This window comes from Pseudomonas edaphica (assembly GCF_005863185.1).
GTDB lineage: Bacteria > Pseudomonadota > Gammaproteobacteria > Pseudomonadales > Pseudomonadaceae > Aquipseudomonas > Aquipseudomonas edaphica.
The window spans coordinates 1-3,636 of the sequence record NZ_VBVZ01000613.1; the positions used below are offsets into that span (position 1 = coordinate 1).

Consider the following 3,636-nt stretch of genomic DNA (forward strand, 5'->3'; position numbering starts at 1 on the left):
GCATCATGATGTCGACAAAGATAATGTGCGGGTGATGATCAACAATCCGGGCCAGGGCATCGAAACCGTCGATAGCCGTGATCACATCGCAGCCCACGTTCTTCAACAGCGTCTCGGCGGTGACGATCGTGCCGAACAAGCCAAACCACTCACGGTGCAAGGTGGTCTTGTGGCCAAACGAATTGCGCGACGAACTGGTGCCCACGGCAATCGGGATATTGTGCGCCTTCAGGTGCCGCACCAGCGCTTCGGCACCCGGCATGCCCAGGGCTTTGGGGAAACGCTCGCTCATCAGCGGTTCGCGAATCAGCAGAAACTCTGCCGGGGTGATCGGCAAGTCCAGCGCCTTCACCACATATTCAGCCAGGTCCTGAGCGCCCCGGCCGATGATGTGCTGTTTGATGCCCCAGTCGTAGGTGCGGCCGTAGCGTTCGGCGATAATCTGTGTGACTTCGGTGTAGATACCTTCAGTGTCCAGCAACAACCCGTCCATATCGAAAATCACGGCCTTGATCGGACCGACTGGAGTACGCGGTACATTCATCGCAACAGCACCTTGGGGAAGGACTAAAAGGTTTCAGCACAATAGCGGCCTACAGCGTAGGTAAGCAACCTTGGCGGCCCTCCACCCTGCGGCGCTATTCAAGGTGCCCACAATGCGCTGTACTTGTATGACTTCAACCGCAGCAACACACCGAAAAAGCTGCGCGTGTTTATCGACTACCTGCAAACTCAACGCCAGCCCTGATAAAAGCGAACCTCTTCATGCTCTATCGCATTGCCGCCGACAGCCTGGTGCTGTTCCACCTGTGTTTTATCCTGTTCGTGCTGTTTGGCGGGTTGCTGGCCCTCAAGTGGCGGCCGGTGATGTGGCTGCACCTGCCCGCCGCGGCCTGGGGCGTGGCGGTGGAAGTGTTCCACCTGCCCTGCCCGCTGACCCGCTGGGAGAACATGCTGCGCCACCTCGCCGGGCAGGACGGTTATGGCGGCGGTTTTATCGAGCATTACATTCTTACGCTGATCTACCCGGCCGGGCTGACCCCACAGATTCAACTGGGGCTGGGCGCCGTGGTGTTGCTGATCAACAGTGCAGTGTATGTACGCTTGATCAGACAGCGTCAGGCAAACACCCCAGACCGAGCAACGTAGCTTCCACCGCCTGCTCCAGCGGCGTGTGCGGCTCGCGCCCCAAAGCCGCGACCAAGCGCGTGTTATCCAGACGCAATGGGGTTTGCCACAGGTAACGCATCTCCTGCATTTCGCGAAGGGTGACGACAAAGGGCGCGGCCACTTTCAGCAACCACCATGGGAAACGACCTACGCGTGGTTGCTGGCCCGTCCTGCGCAACACCTCCTGCTGGATCGCCTGGGTCATCTGCGTGCCATCCGTGTCCATATGCCCGGACATATGAAAGCGCGCAAAAGCCTCCAGGGTTGACCGGCGTTCAAGCAACTCGACCATGGTGCGCGCCACATCCGGCAAATAAGCCCATTGATGCGCCACACCCGGTGCGCCCGGATAGCTGATGGCGTGTACCGGTTTACCGGGTTTGATCAAGCCTTGGGCAAACCAGTTGTTGGCCACCCGAGCGCCGAAAAAATCCCCGGCGCGCACAATCAACACACGGGCGCCACGGCGGGACGCCTGTTCCAGACGCTGCTCGAGTTGTACGCGGATAGCCCCCTTGCGCGTTTGCGGGTGCTGCGGCGAATCTTCATACAGCACCGGAAACACATCCGGCCCGAAGTTGTAGACCGTGCCCGGCAACACAATCGTCGCGCCCTCGGCGATGGCCGCCGCAATGCTGTTGTCGATCATCGGCATGACCAGCTCAGCCCAATTGCGGTAACCCGGTGGGTTGACGGCATGTACGATCACCGCACAACCACGGGCCGCGGCGCGTACCTCATCACGGTTGAGCGCGTCGCCCTCGATCCAGGAAAAGTCGGCATTCGCGCGGCGCGCCTTGCCCACATCCCGCGTCAGTGCACACACCTCCCAGCCTTCCGCGTGCAGTTGCCGCGCCACTTCACCGCCGATCCCGCCGGTTGCCCCCAGTACCAGAACCTTGCTCATGACCTTCTCCTACATTAGTTGGTGAGGCCATTGTGTGTGCAGCCTTGCTATAGATAAATTGCCGAAGACCATCCTGCCGCTATACATTTATGCATGGCATCGACTATTGGATGGGAGCTTTACCGGTCGTTCCTTGGCGTACTCAAGGAGGGATCGTTATCGGGTGCCGCGCGGCAGCTCGGTATCACACAGCCTACGGTGGGCCGGCACATCGCTGCGCTCGAAGCCGAACTGGGCGTGGTGCTGTTTACCCGTTCGCCTGCCGGGCTGTTGCCGACGGCGGTGGCCCACACCTTGCGCGCCCATGCCGAAACCATGGAACGCACCGCCGCCGCCCTGGAGCGCGCCGCGTCTGCCCACGGCGATGAAGTGCGCGGGGTGGTGCGGGTGTCGGCCAGCGAGGTGGTCGGCGTGGAAGTACTGCCGCCGATCATCACCCAATTGCGCCGCGAGCACCCGCACTTGCGGGTTGAACTGGTGCTGACCAACCGCCTCAGCGACCTGCTGCAATTGGAGGCCGACATCGCCGTGCGCATGGTCCGCCCCAGCCAGGAGCAACTGCTGGCGCAGCGCGTCGGCCTGATCGAAGTGGGACTGCACGCCCGCGACGATTACCTGCAACTGCAGGGCGTCCCTTTGCAGATGCAAGACCTGGCTGGCCATTCAGTGATCGGCTTCGACCAGGAAAACGCGTTTATCCGCAGCCTGGCGATCAAGGGCTTTGAACGCAGCGCCTTCGCCATCAGCAGCGACAGCGACCTGGCGCAATTGGCGCTGATCCGCGCCGGTGCCGGTATCGGCGGCTGCCAGGTGCAACTGGCCAAGCGCGACCCGCGTTTGCGCCGGGTACTGCCCGATGGCTTTGCGCTCAAATTGGACACCTGGGTGACCATGCACGAAGACCTGCGCAACAGCCCGCGCTGCCGGGTGACATTCGACGCGCTGGTGCAAGGTTTGCAGCGTTACGTACAGGATTGAGACAGCTTCACTGGTAAAGAATCAGTCTCCCTCAGTCCCTTCATAGACGCCCCCATGTCCGAAGCCTTCGAAGTCCCCAGCCCCCACGAAAAACACATCGAACACACCACCGAACATGCGCACGGGCGCGGTGACAATTTTGCCAGCCGCATCGCCGTAATGACCGCGTTGATGGCCACCCTGGGTGCCATGCTCAGCTACCAGGCCGGCTCCACCGAAAGCGAAGCGGCCATGGACAAGAACAACGCCGCCATCATCAAGACCGAAGCCGCCAACCAGTGGAACTACTACCAGGCCAAATCCAGCCGCCAGAACCTGGCGGAGCTGGCCACGCATATTCCGGGTGTAGATGCCGCGCATTACAAGGACGAAATCGAGCGCTACAAGGGCCAGAAGGAGGAGGTGCGCAAACAGGCCGAGAAGCTTGAGGCGACATCCAAGGAATGGGACCAGAAATCCGAAGAGGCACTGCACCAGCATCACCGCTGGGCGCAGGCAATGACCGCGATTCAGATCGCGATTTCGTTGGCGGCGATTACGTTGTTGACGCGTAAAGAGTGGCTCAAGCGCCTGTCCTACAC

General features: G+C 61.0%; 4 protein-coding genes and 2 pseudogenes. 3 read left to right on the forward strand and 3 right to left on the reverse strand.

Annotation, left to right across the window (positions count from 1 at the left end; translation table 11 throughout):
• Together FEM54_RS34780 and FEM54_RS27580 are read right to left on the reverse strand one after the other, a co-directional pair.
• Positions 1–121: pseudogene (locus FEM54_RS34780) on the reverse strand (response regulator); the annotation flags it as partial.
• Positions 113–544, reverse strand: a pseudogene (locus tag FEM54_RS27580) (HAD family hydrolase); the annotation flags it as partial. The pseudogenes FEM54_RS34780 and FEM54_RS27580, both read right to left, overlap by 9 nt.
• A 221-nt stretch (positions 545–765) precedes the next feature.
• On the opposite strand from FEM54_RS27580, the gene FEM54_RS27585 reads away from it, so the two are divergent.
• Positions 766–1,149 (forward strand): DUF2784 domain-containing protein, encoded by a 384-nt coding sequence (locus tag FEM54_RS27585; protein WP_138453754.1) that lies wholly within the window; start codon positions 766–768, stop codon positions 1,147–1,149.
• Here the strand turns inward: FEM54_RS27585 and FEM54_RS27590 are convergent.
• The gene (locus FEM54_RS27590) at positions 1,109–2,077 is read right to left on the reverse strand and encodes an NAD-dependent epimerase/dehydratase family protein (RefSeq protein WP_138453755.1); all 969 of its coding nucleotides are present in this window, start codon (positions 2,075–2,077) and stop codon (positions 1,109–1,111) included. The genes FEM54_RS27585 and FEM54_RS27590 overlap by 41 nt on opposite strands.
• A gap of 93 nt (positions 2,078–2,170) precedes the next feature.
• Here FEM54_RS27590 and FEM54_RS27595 point away from each other — a divergent pair, with 93 nt between their 5' ends.
• Together FEM54_RS27595 and FEM54_RS27600 are read left to right on the forward strand one after the other, a co-directional pair.
• Positions 2,171–3,055, forward strand: a complete 885-nt coding sequence (locus FEM54_RS27595) for a LysR family transcriptional regulator (protein WP_017134637.1) — start codon at positions 2,171–2,173, stop codon at positions 3,053–3,055.
• A 54-nt stretch (positions 3,056–3,109) separates the two neighbouring features.
• The coding region (locus FEM54_RS27600) for a DUF4337 domain-containing protein (RefSeq protein ID WP_138453756.1) at positions 3,110–3,636 on the forward strand (527 nt) is incomplete at its 3' end.